Genomic DNA, 19,577 nt, shown 5'->3' on the forward strand with positions numbered 1-19,577 from the left:
GTTCACGTTTCCAAAACCCCACGGCGCCCCGACCGAGCTTCGGGAGCGCGGCTTTGGGATATAGTTCCCGGTACCACCCGGCCCTGCGCCCATGCTGCTGCGCGCACTTCGCCCGCCAGCCCGCCGTGCCGGAGAACCCGCCCTGCCGCACCACCAGGAAGACCATTGTGACTCGACGACGAGGAATGTCCCTCGCGGGGCAATACCTGCTGCTGCAGTTGCTCATCGTCCTCGCGGTCCTGGTGGGCGTGGTGGCCATTTCGCTGGCTCAGTCCGCTGCCGCCTTCGAGCGCACAGAAGGCAGGCGGGCCCTGTCCGCTGCAGAAGCCCTGGGCGGAAACCCGGTGGTGCGTGAACTCCTCCCCGAGACGGAACCGCGCGGCGGCGCCGTGCTGCCGGCAGTGGCGGAATCGGTGCGCATCGTGTCGGGCTCCTCAAGGGTGGCCCTGGCGCGAATCGACCGGACCGTGGTGGCGTCCTCGGATCCCAGCCTGCTGGGCGAGCCGCTGGAGCTCGGTGCCAGCAGGGTGATGGAAGGCAGGGCCTGGACCGGAGTGGTGGGCGGGACGCCGGCCCCGCTGCTGTCCGCGCACGTCCCGGTCCTGGATGACACCGGGCACATGATCGGGATCGCCTCCATCAGCCGCAGCTATCCCACCATGCTTGAGCGGCTGGGCGAGGCCGTCCCCAACCTCCTGACATACCTGGGCGTGGCGAGTGTCCTGGGCGTGGCCGGGTCCCTGCTGCTGTCGCGCCGGGTGAAACGGCAGACCCTGGGCATGGAGCCGAGCGAAATCACCAGCCTGGTGGAAAACCGCGAGGCCATGCTGCACGGCCTCAAGGAAGGCGTGGTTGCGCTGGACCTGCACGACCGGATCACGGTGGCCAACCACAGCGCCCGTGCCCTGCTGGGCCTCCCGCCCGACTGTGTGGGCAAGCGCGTGGCGGGACTCGCCGTCGAACCTGCCCTGAAGGAAGTCCTCACCCGCGAGCAGCCCGGCCCGGACCAGCTGCTGCTGGTGGGGGACCGGCTGGTGGTGATGAACCGGCTGCCGTTCGAATCCCGGGGCCGCGTGATCGGCTCCGTCACCACTTTGCGCGACCGCACGGAACTTTCCGAGCTGGAACAGGAACTGGGAACCACCCGCACCGCCACGGACACCCTCCGCGCCCAAGCCCACGAGTTCGCCAACCAACTGCACGTGATCTCAGGCCTGATCCAGATCGGTGAGTACGATTCCGTGGTCCAGTTCGTCAACGGTGCCACCGTGGACCGGACCCGACTCAACGATGAGGTGACCGGCCGGATCAAGGACCCGGCACTCGCGGCCCTGCTCATCGCCAAGTCCAGCCTTGCCGCCGAACGCGGCGCAGCCCTGCAGTTGGACCCGGACTCAGTGCTGGACAGGGTCGATGACGCGCTGTCCCGGGACCTCACCACAGTGGTGGGGAACCTCGTGGACAACGCGTTCGACGCCGTCACGGGCCTCCCGCACGCAGCCGTGAGGGTGTTGGTGGACGGCAGGGCCGGTGAAGACGTGGTGGTGACGGTGCGGGACAACGGTCCCGGCGTTCCGGGTGGCTCCACCGACCGTATTTTCCGCCAGGGCTTCACCACCAAGGAACCGGGCCCCGCCGGCAGCCGCGGCTTTGGCCTGGCGCTGTCCCGGGTGGTCTGCCGCCGGACTGGCGGGAACCTGACCGTGGCCAACGATAATGGGGCTGTCTTTACCGCTGTGCTGAAACGAGGAACCAACCAGCCATGATCAAGGTCCTGATCGTCGACGACGACTTCATGGTGGCCAAGGTGCATGCCGGCTTTATCCAGCGCACGCCGGGCTTCACCGTGGTGGGCGCGGCGCATACCGGCGCCCAGGCCATCGCGGAAACCGGACGGCTCCAGCCCGACCTGGTGCTGCTGGACATCCACCTCCCGGACATCAATGGCCTGGACCTGATGCAGCGCCTGCGCGACGTGGCTCCCGAGCTGGACGTGCTGGTGATCAGCGCCGCCCGGGAGGTGGAAACCGTGCGGAAGGCCCTGCGCGGCGGCATTGTCCACTACCTGATCAAGCCGTTTTCGCAGTCGGACCTGCAGGAACGGCTGGAGCACTACCGCAACGCCTACCAAAGCCTGGATGCGTCCAAGGACGTGGCGGAACAGTCTGACGTCAACCGGGTGTTCGGCCTGGACCGCGCCGAACGTCCACTCCCCAAGGGCTGCAGCATCGAGACGCTCAGGCTGGTGGAGGCCGCGCTGAACGCTGCCACCGGCGACGTGTCTGCGGCGGAAGTGGCCGAGGAACTTGGAACCTCCCGGGTCAGCGCGCGCCGCTACCTGGAGTACCTGCATGACGAAGGAACGCTGGACGTGCGGCTCAAGTACGGCGTGGGCCGTCCGGAGCGCCGGTACGTGCTCAAGGCCTGACCGGGCCAACGGGAAGAGGCTGCCAAGCCCGACAGGCCGTCAGCGCAGGAGGGTGTCCACCAACCGCGCCGCGGTGCGGGCGGTGCGGCCGTCGATGTCGAACGCAGGATTGAGTTCCGCTACGTCCAGGTGCAGCAGCTTCCCGCTTTGCGCCACCTGCCGGCACGCCGCCGATATGACCGGCAGCGGCACGCCGTAGGCCGCAGGTGCGCTCACCCCGGGCGCGACGGCGGCAGGCAGCACGTCCAGGTCAATGGTCAGGTACAGGACGTCAATGTCTGCCAGGAAGCCGTCGACAAAGTCCCGCACCCGGTCCGCGTCGCACTCCTCGTCCAGCAGGTACCGGACGCCCAGCTTGTCGGCGGTGTCGAACAGGACCTGCGTATTGTTCGGTTCCGAGATACCAACGACGGCGTAACGGAATCCGCGGCCGGCGTCCGCTTCCGCGCGGGCCATCTGGAGGAACGGGGTCCCTGAACTGGGAATGGGCTCGTCCCGGAGGTCGAAGTGTGCGTCAAGGTTCAGGACGCCGAGGCGCTGCCCACCTTGGACGGCGGACGATGCGGCGACGCCGAGGTAGCTGGCGTAGGCAGTTTCGTGGCCACCGCCCAGCACGACAGTCTGGTGCCCGGCGTCGAGCAGGGCCGCCACCGCCCGGCCAAGCCGTTCCTGGCCGGCTTCCAGGCCTTCCCCGGACACCACCACGTCACCAACGTCAGCCACCGCGCGGTCCAGGTGGAAGGCCAGCGGGCCAAGGGCTTTCCGCAGGGCAGCCGGGGCCGCGGAGGCCCCGGTACGGCCCTTGTTGCGCCGTACGCCCTCATCGCTGGCGAAACCCAGCAAGGCGGCAGGCTTCCGGCTGGCAGGCTGAGGCAACCCCTTGTCCGGAGCCCCGGCCGCTCCCTGCCACGACGCACTGCCGGAATTCACAGCCTGCCACCAGCGGCGGTGGCCGGGACCGTCGCCGTCGTACCTTCCTGTCCAAGGCTGGGGCGGGACATCTAGTGCGGAGAGCTGGAACGACATTCTCCAAGCTCATCGCATGCCGGCGGCGAAAACCAGCAATACCGCCGTCGTCCTGTCCGGGATCCAAGAACCCTGTCGGTGGCCAGTCATTGGCGGGAAACCGCGCCCGCGATGGGTACAGGGAATAGGGTGAGACCCAGCGGGTCCGCGGCAGCATGCAATTCCTGCCGGCCGTCAACCCCAACAATTCCAGGCTGGAGAGCCCATGTTTGAACCCCCCGACATCCTTTTTGCTGCGGCCGGCCTGGCCGTTTTCATCGCCGCGGTACTGCCCAAGCTGCTGCGCAATATGCCGCTGTCCATGCCGATGGTCTTCCTTGGCGCAGGAATGGGTGCCTTCGCCCTGATCCCCTCGCTGCCGGACCCGAACCCGGTGGAACACAGCGACTTCGTGATGCACCTTGCCGAAGTTTGCGTGATCATCTCGCTGATGGGTGCCGGGCTTGCCCTGGACCGCCCGGTGGGACGCAAGCGCTGGGCCACCACCTGGCGGCTCCTGGGCATCGCCATGCCGCTGTGCATCGTGGGACTCACCCTGCTGGGTATGTGGTTCCTGGGCCTGGGGCTGGGCGCGGCGCTGTTGGTGGCCGCCAGCCTCGCGCCCACCGACCCCGTGCTCGCTTCGGAGGTACAGGTGGGCGAGCCCGCAGACCAGGACGAGCACGCGGACAAGGAGGATGAGGTCCGGTTCGGCCTTACTTCGGAAGCCGGGCTCAACGACGGCCTGGCGTTCCCGTTCGTATACCTGGCCATTGCCATCAGCGTCGCCGGGGCCAGCCCGTCCGCCTGGTTCGGTGAATGGTTTGGATTGGACGTGCTGTGGCGGCTGGCCATCGGGCTTCTCGGCGGCTTCCTCACCGGCAAGCTGCTGGCCAAGCTGTTCTTTTCGGCCCGCGCCGAAAGCCTGCGGCTGTCAAACCACTCGGAAGGGTTCGTGGCACTGGCGGCGACGTTCCTGGCTTACGGGCTGACGGACATGGTGGAGGGTTACGGGTTCATCGCAGTGTTTGTCTGCGCCGTGACCATCCGCGCTGCAGAACGTACCCACGGCTACCACCGCGTGCTGCACTCCTACGTTGAGCAGCTGGAACGGCTTCTGACAGTGGTGATCCTGGTCCTGCTCGGCGGAGCCATTGCCCGCGGGCTGCTTGCCGGCGTCGGCCCTGCGGAAGTGCTGGTGGCCTTGGCTTTCCTGCTGGTGGTTCGGCCGCTGGCAGGCTGGCTGGGCCTGCTGGGCGGCAAGACCGGCCCGCGGGAACGCGTGGCACTGTCTTTCTTCGGCATCCGCGGAATCGGTTCCGTGTACTACGTTGCGTTTGCGCTGGCGGAGGGCCACTTCACGGACCAGGCACGCTGGCTCTGGTCCTTCATTGGGTTGGTCATTGCACTGTCCATCGTGATCCACGGTGCCACCACATCACCGCTGATGAACCGGCTCGACCGGCTGCGGCAGCGCAAAGCCCTGGCAGTATCCGGGGACGAGGGGCTGGCCCCGAACACCCCGGTGTAGGCGCGCCTGCAGAAACCCGGTCATACACAAAGGGGCTGGTACGGCATCCGCCGCACCAGCCCCTTCTGCAGGCAAGGGTTACTTCATGCCCAGTGCGGCCTCGATGGTTCCGATGGAGAAGAACAGCAGGAAGGCTGCCGCCACGGCCCACATGAGGGGGTGGATGTCCTTGGCGCGGCCCTGGACGGTGCGGATGATGACGTAGCTGATGAAGCCGGCGCCCAGGCCGTTGGCGATCGAGTAGGTGAACGGCATCAGGGCGAAGGTCAGGAACGCCGGGATGGCGATGCCCCAGTCCTGCCAGTCGATCTTGCCCACCTGGGACACCATCATGAAGCCCACTACCACCAGGGCCGGAGCCACTGCCTCGAACGGCACCAGGTTGATCAGCGGGGTGAAGAACATGGCCACGAGGAACAGCAGGCCGGTCACGATCGAAGCGATGCCCGTCCGGGCACCCTCTCCAATGCCGGCGCCGGCTTCAACATAGATCTGGTTGGAAGATACTGAGGCGCCGCCGCCGATGATGGCGCCGAGTGCGTCCACCTGGAGCACACGGTCGACGTCGGGGATGTTGCCATGCTCGTCCACCGTGCCGGCTTCGTTGGCCAGGCCCACCATGGTGCCCATGGCGTCGAAGAAAATGCTGAGGAGGATGACGAAGGCCAGCAGCGTGGCGGCCACGAAACCAAGGTGGCCGAAGGCACCGAAGGGGTTCGCCTTGCCGATCAGGGAGAGATCAGGTGCGGCCCAGCCGGAGAATGCGGGCGCCACCAGGGACCAGCCCTGCGGGTTGAAGTTCTTGCCGTCGAAGCTGGGCCCGATGTGCAGGGTGGTCTCAAGGATGACGGCCAGCACCGTGGAGGTGATGATGCCGATCAGGATGGCGCCCTTGATCTTGCGCACCACCAGGGCGATGGTCAGGATCAGGCCGAACACGAACACGGCGGTGGGCCAGCCCAGAAGCTTGCCTTCGAAGCCCAGGCCGACCGGAACGGTGGTGCCTGCAACGTCCGGGATGCGCCGCACGAAGCCGGCGTTAACCAGGCCAATCAAGGCGATGAAAAGCCCGATGCCCACGACGATGGCGGTCTTGAGTCCCTCCGGTACGGCTTTGAAGACCGCGGTCCGGAAACCGGTGAGGACCAGGATCAGCATGGTGAGGCCGGAGAGGACCACCAGGCCCATCATGTCCGGCCACGTCAGGCCGGGGTTGGTGGCCACGGTGACCGCGACGAAAGCGTTGACGCCCAGGCCGGTGGCCAGCGCGAAGGGGTGCCGCCCCCATGCCCCCATGAGGATGGTCAGGACGCCGGCCACGAGAGCCGTCACGGCGGCAACCGCGGTGAAGCCGAGCGTTGTGCCGTTGGAGTCCGGCCCGGACAGGATCAGGGGGTTCAGAACCACGATGTAGCTCATTGCGAAGAACGTGGCGAACCCGCCGCGGACCTCGCGGGAAAGGTTTGAACCGCGCTCGGTGACCCTGAAATACCGGTCCAGGGCAGAGCCTTGCTTAAGCATTAGTCCTCCGGGGGAGTGTGTGGGAATACCTGCATCCTAATGGTGCGGCCCGGGGCGGGGCGCCAAATTCGCCTAGTCTGTAAGGAAGCCAACACAAGGAGCAGCCCAAACATGCGCCAAATCCGCCGCCAGTTGCTGGGCCTCGTGCTCGGATCCTTTGTTTTTGCCGCCGCAGCGCTGGGGCTGGCAGGCCCGGCTTCGGCCCATGATGCTGCAGAGTCCACCAGTCCCGCCCAGGGCGCTTCGCTCGCCGCGCCGCCGGAGGAGGTTTCCGTGACCTTCAGCAACACGCCGCTGGGCATCGGATCGTCCTTCTCAATCAAGGATGCGGGCGGCACGGAATGGGCTGACGGCTCCGTCCGGATTGTCGACAACGTGGCAACCCAGAAGCTTCGGCAGGGCGGCCCGTCGGGTGCGTATACCGTTGCGTGGCGCGTGGTCGGCTCGGACTCCCACCCCATCGAAGGCACTTTCACCTTCACAGTGGCCGCCGGCGCAGCTGGGGCTGCCCCCTCCTCAACTTCCCCGGCGAAAAGTTCGACGGCGGCGGGTACGGTACCGAGCATGGGCACGGCACAGCCCGGAGTAACGGAAGAGCCATCCAGGCCGGCTAAGACGGGGGAGCCCTTCCAATGGAGCATTGTGATCTTTGCCCTCGTCGCGGTGGGGCTGCTGGTGGCCCTTGGGGTGCTGGCCCGGCGCCGGCTGAACGGCGACGGGGACGCGGGAGGGAAAAGCGGGGAGTAGCTGCCGCAAGCAGGGCCGGAAGGCCCGGGCCTGACGGCGGGAAGGGGGCGGAGCGTCAGCAGCTCAGCACCGCAAGGCTCCCCGTTGCCGGGAAGGTACCGCCTGGTAGTTGGGCGGTGCCCTGGTTGACCTTGGCGGAGATTGCCTGGCCCACGGTCTTGGCCTGGCGCAGTACTTCCTTGGGCGAGGGCGTAATCAGTTCGCCCACGCCCACCAGGTAGATGCCGATGGCCCGCATAGCCGCGGCCACGTTGCGGCCAACCGTAATGCCGAAGTCATTGAGCATGCGCCGCAGTTGGCTGTGGGCGCACCGGGTCAGCACAATGTGGTCGGCCACCAGGACGCCTGTGGGGGTGTGCACGTGCCACTGCGGGGTCGATTCGTGTCCCGGGCCTTCCAGCATGGTCAGCTGCACGGCGCGGGTGGTGTTCCGGACATCGACACGATGGCTTGCTGCGTAGTTGCGGAGATGGCGGAGGATCTCGTTCCGTTCCCGGAGGGTATCGCTGTCTGCCGCATCGCAGCGCTGGAGTGAGGAGGTGTTGGCGGGTTGGTTGGCGCCAAGGATGTCCAGCCCGTCCACCACGATGGAGTCCACCCCGTGGCGGCTCAGTTCGGCGGCCACGGCCAGCCCGGACAGGCCCGTGCCAATGATCACCGTGGTGGTCTGTTCGGTCCCCGCATCCCCAGGCACGCTTGACACTACAGTTTCCCTCCTTCGAAGCTTTCAGCAGGCGCCGGCATCCTCGCCGGCCCGCGTCCCGGTACTCCCAAAGTCCGGACGCAGAGTATGGCCGGAAACGTCCTGGCAGGAAGTTGCGCTTGGCGTCCCGGACCAACAATGTCCTGAAGACTACAGAACAAAAGCGGCTGTGAATAGCCCAATGGAGAAAACATTCCTGCGGCCGTGAAGGCGCTTTCCGGCGGCCGCCGGAAAGCCTGTGGATAGCTGGAGCCAACGACGCCTGAGCAGCCTGGCCGAGCCTGTGGATAACCGGGTTCAATCGCCTCTGAACAGGCTTGCTAAGCCTGTGGGGACGGAGAATAGTGGGAAACGGGAAACAGTCTTTTCCTGCCGGTGCAGCCCGGAATCGGGATGTGCGGGGGAGGGGCCGTTTTCTGGCAGAATAGCCGCAACATTAGGCGTATCGCGAGGAGGCGGCCCCCATGGGCTCACGAGAGTTGCATCCGGACCCGGCCCGGGATGGTGGCGGTGCGTCTGACGCTCCCCATGGCATCGTGGTGGGCGTTGACGGCTCGGACCATGGCCAGTGCGCCCTGGTGTGGGCCGCACGGGAAGCCCAGCGCCGCCGTCGTCCCCTCCATATCGTCACCGCCTACTCTGTCCCGATCTTCGCCGCGTCCGGATTGGACGGCGGCTACGCCACGGTGGACGATTCCGTCATCCGTGAAGGTGCCGAGGCCATCCTCAAGCAGGCGCTGGAGAAGATTGCGCCGTACGACGTGGACGTGACTTCCTCCGTGGAAAACGGTGACGCGGCAGGAGTGCTGCTGGAGATCTCCGAAAGCGCGGAACTGCTGGTGGTGGGAACCCGCGGCCGCGGCGGTTTCGTGGGCCGGCTCCTGGGCTCGGTCAGCAGTGCACTTCCCGCCCATGCCAAATGCCCCACAGTGACGGTGCCCTTGTTCTGCTCGGACCGGCTCGGCGAGACCACTGAGGACCGCCGGGTCAAGGCTGAGCAGGCCAAGTCCGGGCACCGGCAAGTGGAGAACGTTGTGGTGGTCGGGGTGGATGGTTCCGAGCAGGCGCGCGTTGCCGTCCTCGAAGCAGCTGACCAGGCCGAACGTCTTGGCGCCTCCCTGCGCGTGGTGTGCGCCGTACCCCAGTACAGCGGTTCCCTGGCCTGGGTGCCGGCGCCGATGGACCGCAAGGCCCTGTTCGACGACATCCGGGTCACCCTGGAGGCCGGCATGGCCTGGCTTCGCAGCCACTACCCCCACCTTGAGGCCGAGTACGAGCTGAAGGACGGTTCGCCGGTTGACGTGCTCGTTGAAGAAAGCCGCCACGTGGAGCTGGTGGTAGTGGGCACCCGCGGCCGCGGCGGCTTCACCGGGATGCTCCTGGGTTCGACGTCCGACGGCGTGCTTCACCACGCCAAGGGACCGGTCATGGTGGTCCCGGACAGGGAGGACCCGCGCATGGCGGACCGGGGACGGTTCGGCCCAATCCTGGGCGACGTCGCCTAGGCCAGGCCCGGGACTGCCAGGCAGCACGGCTTTCAGGCATACGGCACCTGGGAGATGGCGCAGCAAGGGCCGCCGTTGGCCGGCACCGGCGCGGATGCGCTGGTGCTGGAGTTGCGCGGCCTCGGCGCCGGAATGCTGGCATTGGTGGGCGGCAAGGCAGCCAACCTCGGTGAGCTGTTGTCTGCAGGATTGCCGGTCCCTGACGGGTTCTGCCTGACGACCGTTGGGTACCGGCAGGCCATCGGCGCTTCAGACACCCTGCTTCCCGCGCTGGCAGGGGTCTACGCAGCCTTGGGGGAGGCAGCACGGGCCGGCGCCGAGGACCCACCCGACATAGCCGGGCTGGCCGGAACCGCACGGGCAGCAATCCTGGCAGCTCCAATTCCGGGCACCGTTGCCCAGGCCGTGGAACAGGCTTACGCCGCCCTCGGTCCCGACGTACCGGTCGCCGTCAGGTCTTCGGCCACCGCTGAGGACCTGCCCTTCGCCAGTTTTGCCGGGCAGCAGGACACGTACCTCAACGTGGTGGGAGTGCCTGCGGTGCTGGAGGCCGTCCGGCATTGCTGGGCCTCGCTGTGGACAGACCGGGCAACGGCGTACCGGGCGAGCCTGGGGATTGACCCTGCGGGGGTGGCGCTCGCGGTGGTGGTGCAGCGGATGGTGGATGCCGAGACCGCGGGTGTCATGTTCACGGCGAATCCCCTCACCGGCAGCCGCCGGCAGGTAATGCTGGACGCCAGTCCAGGCCTGGGCGAGGCGGTGGTCTCCGGCGCGGTCAATCCGGACCACTTCGTGGTCGATGCGCTGACCGGCAGGGTGGTGGAACAGGAACTGGGCGCCAAGGGCATCGAGGTGCGGCCACTTCCTGGTGGCGGGACGCAGATCCGGGAGTTGCCGGAAGGCCATGCTGCTGCCTGCCTGACGGGCAGCCAGTTGCGTGCGCTTGCCAGCCTGGGCCTGCAGGCCCAGGAGCACTTCGGCGCCCCGCAGGACACTGAGTGGGCCATAGACCACGCAGGCGTCCTCTGGCTCACCCAGTCCCGGCCGATCACCACGCTGTACCCGGTTCCGAGGAGCAACGGTGCCGCGGGCCTGGCTCCGCGGGCGAAATCCGTTGCCGGCACCAGGGCGTACCTCTGCTTCAGCCTGGCCCAGGGGCTGACCCGGCCGCTCACCCCCATGGGGCTCGCGGCTGTCCGCCTGATTGCTTCCTCCGTGGCCACGGCCGCCGGCTTTCCTGTTCCTGATCCCCGGAGCGGACCGTCACCCTACGCCGAGGCCGGGCAACGGATCTACGTCGACTTCACCACCCCCATCCGCAGCGCCATAGGCCGGCGCATCATTCCCCGGGTCTTCGACATCATGGAAGCACGGACCGCCGCCGTCATGCGCCGCCTGATGGAGGACCCGGCCTTTTCGGTAACCAGGAGGACGCCGTTCGGGTTGCTGCGCCACGTCGCGCCGGTGGCGATCCGCGCCAAGGTTCCCACCACTCTCGTCCATGCCCTCCTCCGGCCCCGCGCGGCACTGCACCGGCTGGACCAGTTCACCCGGGACTTTGAGGCCTCACTGGCTCCCGATACGGGCGTTGACACCATGGCGCGCCTCGACCACGCCGAATCGCTGGTTGGGTCACGCCTGTTCTTGATTGTGCCGGCCATCCTGCCCCTTCCCGCCCTGGGCTTCGCCATGTTGGGCCTTGCCGGAAAGCTGCTTGGCGGGAATGCCTGGGACGAACTGCAGCCGGTGATCCGGGGCCTGCCGCACAATGTCACCACGGAAATGGACCTGGAATTGTGGCGCCTCGCAACGGCCATCCAGGAAGATGCTGACTCACGCACCGCGCTCCTGACGGAGAATCCATCCGACCTGGCGGCCGCTTTCCATGCCGGGGAGCTGCCGGCCCGACTGGACGCCGGCCTGGGAAGGTTCCTGGACAGGTACGGCCAGCGGTCAGTGGGTGAAATCGACGTCGGACTGCCGCGATGGTTGGAGGAGCCGGCACACATCCTGGGAGTCCTTGCCAACTACCTCCGGCTGGATAACCCGGCCCTGGCACCTGATGCCCAGTTCGGCAAGGCAGCCGAGGACGCGGAAGTGCAGGTGGCCCGGTTGGTCGCCCGGGCCGCCGCCCGTGGCAGGATCAGGGGCATGCTGGTGGCTGCTGCGCTGCGGAGGGCGCGGTTGTTTGCCGGCCTTCGGGAGCTGCCAAAGTACCTGCTGGTGACCGGCCTCGGGGAAGTCCGCAGGCAGCTGCTCCTGGTGGGCAGGGAGCTGGAGCAGGCGGGCACCCTTGAGTGCCGGGAGGACGTCTTCTTCCTGGACTTCGCTGAGGCCCGTCAAGCACTGGAGGACAAGGCCCGGGACACCGAAGGGCCGGGCCAAGGCCTTCGGCGGGTTGTCGCAGCCCGCCGCCAGGAGTACGCAAGGGAGCTCAGACGCCGGCACATCCCCAGGGTGCTGCTCTCGGACGGGACCGAACCGGAAGCGGTGCGGGCCGCCGTCGGAAACTCCGGGGACGGAGCTTCCGGGAATGGAATTCTGGCCGGCAGCCCGGCTTCGGCGGGTATGGTCACTGCCCCGGCAAGGGTCATTCTGGATCCGGTCGGCGCCCGCCTCGAGCCGGGCGAGATCCTGGTGGCGCCCTCCACGGACCCCGGCTGGACACCGCTGTTCCTCACGGCCGGAGGGCTGGTGATGGAGATGGGCGGAGCGAACTCACACGGCGCCGTGGTGGCAAGGGAGTACGGCATTCCCGCCGTAGTGGGAGTCGCGGACGCCACCGCGCGCATCAGCACAGGCCAAAGAATAACGGTCGACGGCGGCGCGGGAACCGTCATCCCGGAACATCCAGGAACGCTCCGGGATGGAGGGCTGCCAAGGGGCGCGGAGCCACCAGCACAGGCGTAGTCTTTCTTTATGGGCTCCAACAGGCTGGGTTCCAGCGGACGCTTGCAAGTCAATAAAACAGCACCAGGCCGCCGGGTGTGGCTGCGGTGGCTGCCTGCCGTGGCGGCCCCGGCAGTCATAGCCGCGGGCGCCCTCGCTGGATCCCTCCCGGCAGGGGCCAGCGACCCCCTGCCTGCCAAGACGCCCGCCCAGGTCCTGGAACTGGCAGCCAGCCACCAGGTCCAGGCACTCTCGGGGACCGTGGAGCAGTCGGCCGACCTGGGGCTGCCAGAGCTGCCTGCCGGAAAGCCGTCCACGCCTGCCTCCCCGGGCAGCGTAGCTTCGGTGATTGAGCTTTTGTCCGGCAAACACAGTGCGCGGGTCTTCCTGGATGGAAAGGACAATGCCAGGGTCCAGGTGATGGACCAACTGGCCGAGCGGGATGTGGTCCGCCACGGCAGCGACGTGTGGTTCTATTCGTCGAAGGACAACACGGCGGCGCACCTGGCGTTGCCCGCCCATGACCCTGCACAGTCAAAAAACCATCAAGGGGCGGGCGGGGTGCATACCCCGGCCGAGGTGGCCCAGCAGTTCCTGTCCAAGGTTGACCCCACCACCGCCGTTTCCGTGGGGCCGGACGTTTCCGTTGCCGGCCGGGCAGCATACAACCTGCTGATCGAACCACGCAGCGACGCAACCCTGGTGGGCAAGGTGGCCATCGCCGTCGACGGTCGCAACGGCTTGCCCCTGTCCGTCCAAGTGACCGCACGTGGAGCGGACAAGCCCGCTTTCAGCTCTGGTTTCACCAGCCTCTCCCTGGCCGTCCCCGACCAGTCCGTCTTCGCCTTCACCCCGCCGCCGGGCAGCACCGTCAAGGAACTCCCCGTTCCGGACAAGTCCCGTGAGCGTCCGGACGGTTCCCACCAGGACGCCATGCACAAGGGTGCCAAGGGACAGGTGTCCGTCACCGGCACCGGTTGGGAAACCGTGGTGGGCACGGCGCATGGCAATGCCTCGGCTGCCGAATCCGTCCTGAAGGATCCGCTGATGTCCCAGGCTGCCGTCGCCGTACCCGGCGGCCGGCTGCTCTCCACGGCACTCGTCAACGTCCTGGTCACCGACGACGGACGGATCTTCGCGGGAATGGTGCCGCCGGAACGGCTGCAGTCAGCAGCAGCGGCCCAGTAAGTGGTGGCCGGACGGGGAGTGGTGGCCGGGCGGGGGCTGGTGCGGTGAGCGGCGCGCTGGCGATTGAAACCCATGGCCTGAGCAAGCACTTTGGCCAGCAGGCCGCCGTCGACCACGTGGACCTGGCCGTTCCGCACGGGACGGTCTTCGGCTTCCTGGGGCCCAACGGATCCGGCAAGACCACCACCATCCGCATGCTGCTGGGTCTGGCGGCTGCGTCCGCCGGGACGGTAAGCCTGCTGGGCCGCGAGATGCCGGACAAACTCCACGAGGTCTTGCCGCGCGTGGGGGCCCTGGTTGAAGGGCCGGCCTTTTACCCTTTCCTCTCCGGCGCCGCCAACCTCCACCGGCTGGATTCAGCCAGCCGGCATACTGTGCCCGCCACCCGGAAGGCGCGCGTGCAGCAGGCGCTGGAACGCGTTGGCCTGGAGCACGCCGCAGGCAAACGGGTGCACGCGTACTCGCTGGGAATGAAGCAGCGGCTGGGCATTGCCAACGCCCTGCTCTCGCCGCGGGACCTGCTGGTGCTGGACGAGCCCACCAACGGGCTGGATCCGCAGGGCACCAGGGAAGTCCGCAACCTGGTGCGGTCGCTGGCGCATGAGGGCACCACTGTTTTTGTCTCCAGCCACCTGCTGGCCGAGGTGGACCAGATGTGCACCCACGCCGCCGTCATGAGCGCGGGCAGGCTCGTGGCGCAGGGGCCGCTCGCTGAACTGCGGCAAGCCGGGTCCACCCCGCTCCGGCTGGTGACACCCGACGGCGGGAGGGCCCGGGAGGTCCTGGCCCGCCTCGGGCTGGCGCCTGAACCCGGACAGGCTGGACCGCGTTCTCAACCCGACGGGGAGACTGTTGTAGCGGTGCTTCAAACCGGCGCCCAACAGCCGGGGGTGCTCCCGGAGGACGTTGTGGCGCACCTGGTGCAGGCCGGCGTCCGGGTCCGGGGCTTCGCCGTCGAGCGTGAAAGCCTTGAAGACCGCTTTGTTGCCCTTACCGGGGAAGGATTCGACGTTGCCCAGTAGCGTGCCCGCCGACATGCCCGAAGCCGCCGGAACGGCCCGGCCGGCAGCAGTCCCGCGAATCTCCGGATTCTCCCTGCTTGGGTCCGAGCTCAAGGTCCTGTTCGGGCGCCGGCGCACCTGGGCCCTGCTCCTGGCCCTGGCCGCAATCCCGGTCCTCATCGCCATCGCCGTGAGGGTCTCCTCCAACGTTCCGCCTGGCCGGGGTCCCGCCTTCCTTGACCGGATCACCCAAAACGGCCTGTTCGTTGCCTTCACCGCGATGCTGGTCTCCGTACCGCTGTTCATGCCGCTCGCGGTGGGCGTGGTGGCCGGGGACACCATCGCCGGGGAAGCGAACCTGGGAACCCTCAGGTACCTGCTGGTGGCGCCGGCGGGACGGGTGCGGCTCCTGTTGGTCAAGTACGCAGGCGCGCTGGCCTTCTGCGTCGCGGCACCCTTAACCGTGGGCGCAGCCGGTGCGGCCATCGGAGCCGCGCTTTTCCCGGTAGGCCCGGTGACGCTGCTCTCCGGGGGCGTGGTCCAGCCGGGCGAAGCTGCCCTGCGCATCGTGCTGATCGCCGCCTACCTGGCGATATCCCTGGCGGGCCTTTCCGCGATTGGGCTGTTCCTGTCCACCCTGACAGTGGTTCCCGTCGGGGCAATGGCCGCCACCGTGGTTGTCTCGGTAGTGTCGCAGGTCGCCGACCAGCTGCCGCAGCTGGAGTGGCTGCACCCGTGGCTTTTCAGCCACTACTGGCTTGGCTTCGGCGACATGCTGCGCCAGCCGGTGGTGTGGGATTCTTTCGCCAGCAACGCGCTGCTCCAGGCAGGCTACGTGGCAGTGTTCGGGGCGCTCGCCTACGGCCGGTTCGTCACCAAGGACATTCTGAGCTGACGACGGCGGCGGCGGATTTCAATGCCGCGCCGCCCGGCGGACGGTCCGCGTGGGTGAGGATCAGTAGCGGGCCGCGTACGGGTAAAGCTCCATGCCCACCATCGAGCTGATGCTGGACACGGTGATGCCTTCCTGCGGGTTGAGGGCCTGCACCACCTGGCCGTTGCCCAGGTAGATCGCCACGTGGTAGAAGTTCGGTGCCGAGCCCCAGACCAGCAGGTCGCCGCGGCGGGCCTGTGAAATCGGGACGTGGACCGGGGCGGCCGCGTACTGCTGGGAAGCGGTGCGCGGCAGGTAGGTGCCGGCTGCGGCGAAGGCGTTCTGCACCAATCCGGAGCAGTCGAAACCATAGACGCCGGTTCCGCCCCACTGGTAGTAATACGGAGCGCCCACCTTTCCCAGGGCCACGGAGATTGCTGCTTCATACGTGCCCGAACCCGTTGAAGGTGCAGGCGCCGGCGCCGGAGCGGGCGCGGGTGCGGGTGCCGGAGCGACGGGCGCGGGTGCGGGTGCCGGAGCGACGGGCGCGGGTGCGGGAGCGACGGGCGCGGGTGCGGGGGCAGCAGGGGCAGGTGCCGGAGCAACCGGCGCAGCAGGCGCCGGTGCGGGGGCAACAGGCGCCGGTGCGGCAGGCGCTGCGGGGGCCGCTGCTGCCGGAGCGGGAGCCGCAGGTGCCACGTCCTGGCTGCGGTTGTTCTGGCCGGCACCCCGGTTTTGCCCAGCTTGGTTTTGGGCTGCCTGATCCTGGGCGGCTTTGTCCGCTGCGGCCTTGTCCGCGGCGGCGGACAGCGCGGCGAGGCGGGCCTCCTCGCGCTGCCGGTCCAAAGCATCTACGCGCGCTGACTCAAGCGCCACCGTGGTGTTGCGGAGCTGTGCGAGCTGGTCCACCAGGACGGTCCGCTGGGCCTTGGCGTCGGCCACTGCCTTCGCCTGCGCGGCATTCGCCTGTTCCGCCTGGGACTTCCGCTGCTCCGCAGTCTTGGCCGCATCGTCGGCGGCCTTGGTGGCGTCCTCCGCAGCCGCGGTCAGCGAACGGTAGGCAGTGGCTGCGGCGTCGGCAGCTTCGAAGGCCCGGCTGCGGCTGGCAGAGAGGGCCTCAAGCGTGGCGGCCTGCTGCAGGCTTTCACCGCCGCTGGCCAGCGTTCCGAGGGTGGGGTTCAGGCCTCCGTTCCGGTACAGGTCACCGGCGAGCTGGCCCACCTGCTTGCGGGTCTTGTCCTGCTGTTCCCGGGCGGAGCCGGCCTTGGCCGAGGCCACCGACGCCGCTTCGGTCCGCTGCTGCAGTTCCACCAATGCCTCGCTGTAGGCGTTATTGGCCTGCATGGCCACGGCGAACGCGGCCTGCTGCGCGGTGGACGCGTCGGCCAGGATGCGCTCGATGTCGGTGACCTTATCCGCCGTCGCGGACTCGCTGGCCTTGGCCGCGGCAATGTCCTCGGGCGAGGGAATCCCGGGCGACGCCGGAACGGTCAAGGGAAGGGATGGCGCCGGGACCGCGGCTGCAGGTGTTGCCACGGAAGCAAAAAGGACGACGGCGGCGCACAGCACGGCCGTCCTGCGGCCGGATCCGGATAAAGCCATCTGCAGAGACCTCGCAACGGTAAGGCTGGGAGTGAGGTTCTGGATGTGGCACAACCGTGCCCCTCAGCTGCTCGCCAGCAGTCCGAGGTTACGTGACCCTTTGCACATTAGCAACAGCAGTCACATCAATAACATAAACCACAACAGTGTCATTAGGGGCAGAATTTGCGGGGTGTGTCGGATCAGGCGTGTTGGCGTTCCTCATGTTCTGAGTGACTGGCGGGCTCCAGTTGGAAGGTGCAGTGGTCGGTATCAAAGTGCGAGCCCAGGCAGGTGATGAGCTTGTCCAGCAGCTGGTCGGCGCCCCGGGCGTTGAGTACTCCGTCCTCCACCACCACGTGGGCGGAGAACACCGGTACGCCTGACGTGATGGTCCAGATATGGATGTCGTGCACGTCCGTCACACCCGCCACGGAAAGGATGTGTTCCCGGATCATCTGGACCTCCACTCCTTTGGGGCTGGCTTCCAGGAGGACGTCCACCACGTCGCGCAGCAGGCTCCAAGCCCGCGGGAGGATCATCAGCGCGATCAGGACGGAGGCAATGGTGTCCGCTGCCTGGAAGCCGGTCAGCATGATCACCACCGCTGCGATGATTACGGCCACCGAGCCCAGGAGGTCGCCCAGCACCTCCAGGTAGGCGCCGCGGATGTTCAGGCTCTCCTCCTGCGCCGTTCGCAGGACCAGCAGCGATACCAGGTTGGCGACGGCGCCGAGGATGGCGGCAAACAGCATGATGTCCGTCCGCACTTCCGGGGGTGCGCCGAACCGCCTGATGGCTTCGGTGAAAATGACAACGGAAATCACGATCAGGATCAGCGCATTGGCCAGTGCCGCGAGAACCTCCGCGCGCTGGAAGCCATAGGTCCGCTGATCGCTTGCGGGGCGGCCCGCGATCCACGCAGCCAGCAGGGCGATGGTGACGCCGGCCGCGTCGGAGAGCATATGTCCGGCGTCCGCCAGGAGGGAAAGCGACCCGGAGAGAATGGAACCCACGATCTGGATGGCCACCACGCCAAGGGTGATCCCCAGGACGGCCACAAGCCGCTTCCGGTGCCGCCCGGTGCCGGTGATCCCGTGGCTGTGACTGTGGTCATGTCCCATGATTACAAGGCTAGCCCCAGCCCAGTTCGTGCAGCCGGTCATCGGAGATCCCGAAGTGGTGCGCTATTTCGTGGACTACGGTCACGGCAACTTCGTGGATTACGTCGTCCCGGGAGGCGCAGATTTCCAGGATGGGTTCGCGGAAGATCGTGATCCGGTCCGGGAGGGAACCGGCGTCCCACCACGAATCGCGCTCCGTCAGCGGAACCCCTTCGTACAGTCCCAGCAGCACGGTGTCCGGGTCTTCCCCGGGCCCGGGCACGTAATCGTCGTCAATGAAGACCGCAACGTTGTCCATGGCGCGGGCCAGCCGCTCCGGAATGCTGTCGAGGGCGTCCTGGACAGCGGCCTCGAAGTCGTCGGGGGACATAGTGAAACCGGAAGGCTCATGCCCTCCGTCGGGAACGATCGGCAGGCCCGGCGGCAGGTTGGCTGTCATGCCCAGACCCTACCGCTGGAAGCGTTGATGCCGGATGCGGTCCGCCGGCGTCCTGCGCCGGGTCAGCCCCACTCCCACCAGGCACACCAGCCCGCCCACCAGCCCCCATGCGGTGGGGATCTCGCCCAGGAGCAGCCAGGAGATGAGGACGGTAGTGCCGGGGACCATGTAGGTGGTGGCGGCGAGTTTCCCGGCATCCACCAGCGACAACGCGTAAGCCCAGGTGGTGAAGGCGATGGCGGTCGGGAAAACGCCCAGGTACACCAGCCCCAGCGTGGCCTGCGGCGGGGCGGCCTGCACTTCGGACACCAGCTGCCCTGCAAAGGGCAGGCAGCACAGGGCTCCCACCACGATGCCGAACCACGTGGCCTGGGCCGCGGGGAATTTCCGCACCACCGGTTTTTGGATGATGACGCTGACCGCGGCGAGCACCGCTGCAAGGAGGCAAAGCGCCACACCCGCCAGGTCCGCCGTCGAACTTTCCCCAGGTACGCGCGGCCGGCCCGAGCCAAAGGCGATCAACGCGACCCCGGAAAACGCCACCGTGCTGCCGATCAGCAGCCAGCGCGGAAAGCCTTCCTTGAGGAAGATGCCCGCCATGATGGCCACCAGGATGGGGTTGACGTTGATCAGCAAGGCGCTGGTGCCGGCATCCAGGATGTGCTCCGCTGCGTTCAATGCCACGTTGTACCCGCCGAACCACATCACCCCGTAGGCGAGGATGGGCAGCCATTCGCGGCCCTGGGGCAACAGCCGGCTCTTGAGCAGTTGTGGCACCACCAGGAAAGCCAGGACGACGGCGGCAATCGCCAGCCTGCCCAGTGTCAGGGAGCCGGGGGAGAAGTGCGGGCCGATGGCCCGGATGCCCACGAACGCCGAGGCCCACAGGACCACGGTGACCACCATGGCCGCCACGCCCAGTGCCTTGACGGGAGCAGCAGCTGGAGCTTGCGGAGGAAAAGGTTGACGCGCGGGACTGGTGGAAGGCATGAGATAAATCTACGGCGGATGCCGGCGTCGGACTGGCGGGAATCGGCCACG

The 19,577-nt window shown here is 67.6% G+C and carries 16 protein-coding genes; 9 read left to right on the top strand and 7 right to left on the bottom strand.

Annotated features, from left to right (window positions below; translation table 11 throughout):
* Positions 1-185 precede the first annotated feature (185 nt).
* Both LFT49_RS03025 and LFT49_RS03030 read left to right on the top strand, forming a co-directional pair.
* Entirely contained in the window at positions 186-1,766 is a 1,581-nt protein-coding gene (locus tag LFT49_RS03025; RefSeq protein ID WP_236802766.1) for a sensor histidine kinase, read from the top strand.
* Complete coding sequence (locus tag LFT49_RS03030) at positions 1,763-2,428, top strand: response regulator (protein WP_236800849.1); 666 nt, start codon at positions 1,763-1,765, stop codon at positions 2,426-2,428. The genes LFT49_RS03025 and LFT49_RS03030 overlap by 4 nt, the downstream gene beginning before the upstream one ends.
* A 39-nt stretch (positions 2,429-2,467) precedes the next feature.
* Here the strand turns inward: LFT49_RS03030 and hutG are convergent, their stop codons facing one another.
* Positions 2,468-3,454 (bottom strand): formimidoylglutamase, encoded by a 987-nt coding sequence (gene hutG, locus LFT49_RS03035; RefSeq protein WP_236800850.1) that lies wholly within the window; start codon positions 3,452-3,454, stop codon positions 2,468-2,470.
* A 205-nt stretch (positions 3,455-3,659) separates the two neighbouring features.
* Here hutG and LFT49_RS03040 point away from each other — a divergent pair, with 205 nt between their 5' ends.
* Positions 3,660-4,964, top strand: a complete 1,305-nt coding sequence (locus tag LFT49_RS03040) for a cation:proton antiporter (RefSeq protein ID WP_236800851.1) — start codon at positions 3,660-3,662, stop codon at positions 4,962-4,964.
* Between the two features lie 78 nt (positions 4,965-5,042).
* On the opposite strand, the gene LFT49_RS03045 is transcribed toward LFT49_RS03040, so the two are convergent.
* Positions 5,043-6,485 carry an NCS2 family permease gene (locus LFT49_RS03045; protein ID WP_237429709.1) on the bottom strand — a complete coding sequence of 481 codons (1,443 nt, stop codon included), beginning with the start codon at positions 6,483-6,485 and terminating at the stop codon, positions 5,043-5,045.
* Positions 6,486-6,596: 111 nt separating this feature from the next.
* Between LFT49_RS03045 and LFT49_RS03050 the strand changes: the two genes are divergently transcribed.
* Entirely contained in the window at positions 6,597-7,232 is a 636-nt protein-coding gene (locus tag LFT49_RS03050; protein WP_237429710.1) for a copper resistance CopC family protein, read from the top strand.
* A gap of 55 nt (positions 7,233-7,287) precedes the next feature.
* Here LFT49_RS03050 and LFT49_RS03055 read toward each other — a convergent pair whose 3' ends face one another.
* Entirely contained in the window at positions 7,288-7,926 is a 639-nt protein-coding gene (locus LFT49_RS03055; RefSeq protein WP_236821967.1) for an NAD(P)-binding protein, read from the bottom strand.
* Between the two features lie 473 nt (positions 7,927-8,399).
* Here LFT49_RS03055 and LFT49_RS03060 point away from each other — a divergent pair, with 473 nt between their 5' ends.
* The 5 genes from LFT49_RS03060 to LFT49_RS03080 are packed head-to-tail and all read left to right on the top strand — an operon-like array spanning position 8,400 to position 15,413.
* Positions 8,400-9,440, top strand: coding sequence for a universal stress protein (locus LFT49_RS03060; RefSeq protein WP_236800856.1), 1,041 nt, complete (start codon positions 8,400-8,402; stop codon positions 9,438-9,440).
* A gap of 54 nt (positions 9,441-9,494) precedes the next feature.
* Positions 9,495-12,350, top strand: a complete 2,856-nt coding sequence (locus tag LFT49_RS03065) for a PEP/pyruvate-binding domain-containing protein (protein WP_237429711.1) — start codon at positions 9,495-9,497, stop codon at positions 12,348-12,350.
* A 9-nt stretch (positions 12,351-12,359) separates the two neighbouring features.
* A complete protein-coding gene (locus LFT49_RS03070) occupies positions 12,360-13,517 on the top strand; it encodes a LolA family protein (RefSeq protein ID WP_237429712.1) in 1,158 nt (385 codons plus the stop codon).
* A gap of 44 nt (positions 13,518-13,561) precedes the next feature.
* Positions 13,562-14,539 (top strand): ABC transporter ATP-binding protein, encoded by a 978-nt coding sequence (locus tag LFT49_RS03075; RefSeq protein WP_237429713.1) that lies wholly within the window; start codon positions 13,562-13,564, stop codon positions 14,537-14,539.
* Between the two features lie 13 nt (positions 14,540-14,552).
* Positions 14,553-15,413: an ABC transporter permease gene (locus LFT49_RS03080; RefSeq protein ID WP_237430461.1), complete on the top strand. Its 861-nt coding sequence runs from the start codon at positions 14,553-14,555 to the stop codon at positions 15,411-15,413.
* A 60-nt stretch (positions 15,414-15,473) separates the two neighbouring features.
* Here the strand turns inward: LFT49_RS03080 and LFT49_RS03085 are convergent, their stop codons facing one another.
* The 4 genes from LFT49_RS03085 to LFT49_RS03100 form a co-directional block, all read right to left on the bottom strand.
* Positions 15,474-16,994 (bottom strand): C40 family peptidase, encoded by a 1,521-nt coding sequence (locus tag LFT49_RS03085; RefSeq protein ID WP_237429714.1) that lies wholly within the window; start codon positions 16,992-16,994, stop codon positions 15,474-15,476.
* Positions 16,995-17,176: 182 nt separating this feature from the next.
* Complete coding sequence (locus tag LFT49_RS03090) at positions 17,177-18,097, bottom strand: cation diffusion facilitator family transporter (protein ID WP_236821166.1); 921 nt, start codon at positions 18,095-18,097, stop codon at positions 17,177-17,179.
* 10 nt (positions 18,098-18,107) lie between these two features.
* On the bottom strand, positions 18,108-18,536 hold the full coding sequence (locus LFT49_RS03095) for a metallopeptidase family protein (RefSeq protein WP_236800861.1): 429 nt from the start codon (positions 18,534-18,536) through the stop codon (positions 18,108-18,110).
* Positions 18,537-18,545: 9 nt separating this feature from the next.
* A complete protein-coding gene (locus LFT49_RS03100; RefSeq protein ID WP_442863727.1) occupies positions 18,546-19,526 on the bottom strand; it encodes a DMT family transporter in 981 nt (326 codons plus the stop codon).
* Between the last annotated feature and the right edge of the window lie 51 nt (positions 19,527-19,577).

The sequence above is a fragment of the Arthrobacter sp. FW306-06-A genome, assembly GCF_021870055.1.
Classification (GTDB): domain Bacteria; phylum Actinomycetota; class Actinomycetes; order Actinomycetales; family Micrococcaceae; genus Arthrobacter.

Coding starts and splice junctions, on each gene's coding strand:
- LFT49_RS03025 (WP_236802766.1), top strand. CDS start 186: ATGTCCCTCGCGGGGCAATACCTGCTGCTGCAGTTGCTCATCGTCCTC.
- LFT49_RS03030 (WP_236800849.1), top strand. CDS start 1,763: ATGATCAAGGTCCTGATCGTCGACGACGACTTCATGGTGGCCAAGGTG.
- hutG (WP_236800850.1), bottom strand. CDS start 3,454: ATGTCGTTCCAGCTCTCCGCACTAGATGTCCCGCCCCAGCCTTGGACA.
- LFT49_RS03040 (WP_236800851.1), top strand. CDS start 3,660: ATGTTTGAACCCCCCGACATCCTTTTTGCTGCGGCCGGCCTGGCCGTT.
- LFT49_RS03045 (WP_237429709.1), bottom strand. CDS start 6,485: ATGCTTAAGCAAGGCTCTGCCCTGGACCGGTATTTCAGGGTCACCGAG.
- LFT49_RS03050 (WP_237429710.1), top strand. CDS start 6,597: ATGCGCCAAATCCGCCGCCAGTTGCTGGGCCTCGTGCTCGGATCCTTT.
- LFT49_RS03060 (WP_236800856.1), top strand. CDS start 8,400: ATGGGCTCACGAGAGTTGCATCCGGACCCGGCCCGGGATGGTGGCGGT.
- LFT49_RS03065 (WP_237429711.1), top strand. CDS start 9,495: ATGGCGCAGCAAGGGCCGCCGTTGGCCGGCACCGGCGCGGATGCGCTG.
- LFT49_RS03070 (WP_237429712.1), top strand. CDS start 12,360: ATGGGCTCCAACAGGCTGGGTTCCAGCGGACGCTTGCAAGTCAATAAA.
- LFT49_RS03080 (WP_237430461.1), top strand. CDS start 14,553: ATGCCCGAAGCCGCCGGAACGGCCCGGCCGGCAGCAGTCCCGCGAATC.
- LFT49_RS03085 (WP_237429714.1), bottom strand. CDS start 16,994: ATGGCTTTATCCGGATCCGGCCGCAGGACGGCCGTGCTGTGCGCCGCC.
- LFT49_RS03090 (WP_236821166.1), bottom strand. CDS start 18,097: ATGGGACATGACCACAGTCACAGCCACGGGATCACCGGCACCGGGCGG.
- LFT49_RS03095 (WP_236800861.1), bottom strand. CDS start 18,536: ATGACAGCCAACCTGCCGCCGGGCCTGCCGATCGTTCCCGACGGAGGG.
- LFT49_RS03100 (WP_442863727.1), bottom strand. CDS start 19,526: ATGCCTTCCACCAGTCCCGCGCGTCAACCTTTTCCTCCGCAAGCTCCA.